The 2,803-nt window shown below is 54.8% G+C and carries 2 protein-coding genes; one reads left to right on the top strand and one right to left on the bottom strand.

Features of this window, described 5'->3' with window-relative positions; genetic code table 11:
* Nucleotides 1-514: 514 nt before the first annotated feature.
* Entirely contained in the window at nt 515-1,417 is a 903-nt protein-coding gene (locus BUB78_RS19880) for a LysR substrate-binding domain-containing protein (protein WP_084732984.1), read from the bottom strand.
* Nucleotides 1,418-1,487: 70 nt separating this feature from the next.
* On the opposite strand from BUB78_RS19880, the gene BUB78_RS19875 reads away from it, so the two are divergent.
* Complete coding sequence (locus BUB78_RS19875; RefSeq protein ID WP_073201150.1) at nt 1,488-2,444, top strand: DMT family transporter; 957 nt, start codon at nt 1,488-1,490, stop codon at nt 2,442-2,444.
* The last annotated feature ends 359 nt before the right edge of the window (nt 2,445-2,803 follow it).

The raw sequence follows: 2,803 nt of genomic DNA, 5'->3' as shown, positions 1-2,803 counted from the left end.
ACCTCGTCGTCCTGTGTAATCCCGTGAACTTGAAAAACGTTCTTGGCCAGATCAAGGCCGATTGTGGTAACTTGCATTGGGTGGCTCCTCCTATATGCAGATATGGACATCTGCAGTATGGCGCATTGCGACGCCGATTGGAGCAGGAGCCATCCACCCCATCAGCTTTGTCCGCATCTTACCAGTTCGCACGCCACGCAGCGAACGGCGATGTTTCTCGAACCGGTCACTCGTGGTTTGTGCGGCGAATGCTACTGAAGAGCCCGTTTTAACCAATGCTGCGCAGCGCACGAATGGCAGGTTTGGCGGTGTCTGACCTGACGTGTCTTACAGGCCGCCTCAGCGATCCGCAGCAGTATCGCCCTTACTTCGGACGCTTCTTCACTCCGTCGCGTTACAATGTGCTTCGAGCACCAGAGCGGGCAGTTTGAACCGGTTTTTCGATCCTGTTTCTCGGTGCTTGATGGGCATTGGATAGCGGGAAGCCAAGGCGCGCTTGGTTTTTTGAATCTGATCAACGATACGGAGATTCTGCCAGATGCGCTTCAACATGCGCGGCAAAGGCAACTGCGTTCTTGCTATCGTCGTGTGCCATAAAGGTCGTCACATTACCGATGCTTGGCAAACCAAGTTCCGACGAAACAAGTGAAACATCGTTCTTTGCAATTGCTTTTGGCAACGCTGCAATTGCAAGATCAGCCCGCACCGCCGCCAGCTGCCCTGCGGATGTGTCGCTCGAATAAGCCACTCGATAAGGGATTGCTGCCTGATCCAACGCGGCAAGTGCTGCATCCCGCCACGAACACCCCTTTTCCGAAACAGCAATTGGCAGAGGCGTATTCTGCACGGCCGCGCCATCTGTCGCTTGCAACCAACAAAGCTCTTCCGTATAGAGTTTGCGCGCAGCGCGTATCCTAGAATTCTGCTCACTGAAAAAGACTACCTGTGCATTTCCAGACCCAAAAAGGTCCTGAGCCGCATCACATGCATCCAGTCTGACTTCGACGCATATGTTCGGGTGCGTCACGGCAAAGCGTTTCAAAAGCGCGGGAACCGTCGATATTCCCAAATCATGCGGTGCAGCAAGCCGCAGGTGTCCCGAAAGGGTCGACCCGCGAAATTTTGACAGCGTCTCATCGTTCAGGCTCAGCAGGCGACGGGCATATCCCAAAAACTGTTCACCTGCTTGGGTCAACGTGACCTTCCGGGCATCTCTGTGCAGCAGCTCACAGTTCAGGAGCTCTTCGAGCTTTGCAACTTGTAAGCTGACAGCCGAAGGGGAGCGATTGACGCGGTTTGCGGCTAAACGAAAACTCCCTGTGTCACAAATCGCCGCAAATGTGCGCGCCATGTCGAGGCTAATCGTCCGCATTGGCTCAGCATCATTCGGCAGTAACGGTGAGGATATCTCATTCATAAGTCCATTATATATCGTTTTTCTAATGTATTGAACAGGGCTAACTTCCCCTTAACTGAGGAGAACAGACGTGGATGCATCAACGAAGACCATTTTGTCAGGCCTGTTTTGGGGCGGCATCGCTGTCGCGGTATTGTCAGGATCTCTTGTCATGTTGCGGCTTGGCGTTCAGACATCCCTCACGCTGTTTGATCTTGCGGCATTGCGTTTTGGCATCGCGGCCTTGTTGTTGGTCGGTGTCATATGGCGACGCGGGTGGGCGATGGACAAGTTGGGCATCTTGGGTGTTCTGGCTCTCATCACGTGCAATGGCGCGCCCTACATAATGGTGCTGTCCTTCGGGTTTGAGTTTGCGCCTGCCTCTGATGCCGGGGCGATCAATCCAGGTCTCATGGCTGTGTTCGTTGGCATTCTTGGGTGGATCTTTCTGAGCGAAAACATGAGGGTGGCCAAAATCGCAGGGATACTGGCGGTGCTGGCCGGGACCGCGCTGTTCACGGATTTGCTGACTTTGAGGCAGGCCTCCTTCGGGCACCTCATTTTCGCAATAACGGGTGGGATGTGGGCGAGCTATGTCATCATCGTGCGGAAAACCAATCTCCCCGCCCTTCATGCAACCGCGATCGTTGCCGTCGGATCAGCTCTGTCGTTTCTGCCGGTCTATCTTGTGTCCTTTGGCGGGCAAATATTGCAGGCTCCGGCGCGCGACATTGCAGCCCAAGCGATTTACCAAGGTGCGCTCACTGGTGCTTTGGCGGTATTTGCATTCACAAAGTCAACAGAATACTTAGGAGCCTCGGCTGGGGCGGCTTTGACAGCGCTTATTCCAATCGTCACGCTGATTATGGGCGCAGCTTTTCTGGGGGAGACGGTTGATGGATGGAAAATTTTCGCCTGCGCTCTGGTTGGTCTCGGCGTCTTCCTCACACTTTATGCCCAGCGTTCGTCAGCCGCCAGCCGCAGATCCGAGATGACAGAGCAGCAAACTACGCCCCGGCAATGGCCCACAGGAGAGTCGGGCGCATAACGCCAAGTGAGATACAAAACCGCCAACACCAGCCATTTGCTGAAAATGTCACAGCTCGGCTTGCTTTAAAGCGCGCGCCAGTCTGCGATCAAGACCTCAGGTTTGTCAAGTACCGGAGCAGATTAGTGCTTGTCCAAAGGGGTCATTGGAGCAACCGCAGCGAAGGCTCGCTAAGTCCGCTTAGCCGACCTCGGCCCAAAGTGCAGGGAAAGTCCGCTTCCCGCCCCTTGTGCCGCAGGTGACGCCTATGTCACTCACGGCCCAAATGTATGTGTCGGCTGCTGTTCGCAATCGAGAATTTGGCACGATTTCGGAAATCGCTCATATGTATCCGGCCTGTTGATCGGCTCGCGGGCCGT

The organism is Roseovarius marisflavi (assembly GCF_900142625.1).
Classification (GTDB): Bacteria; Pseudomonadota; Alphaproteobacteria; order Rhodobacterales; family Rhodobacteraceae; genus Roseovarius; species Roseovarius marisflavi.
The sequence above is the reverse complement of the archived record's forward strand: the minus strand, read 5'-3'. Positions and strand labels throughout refer to the sequence as shown.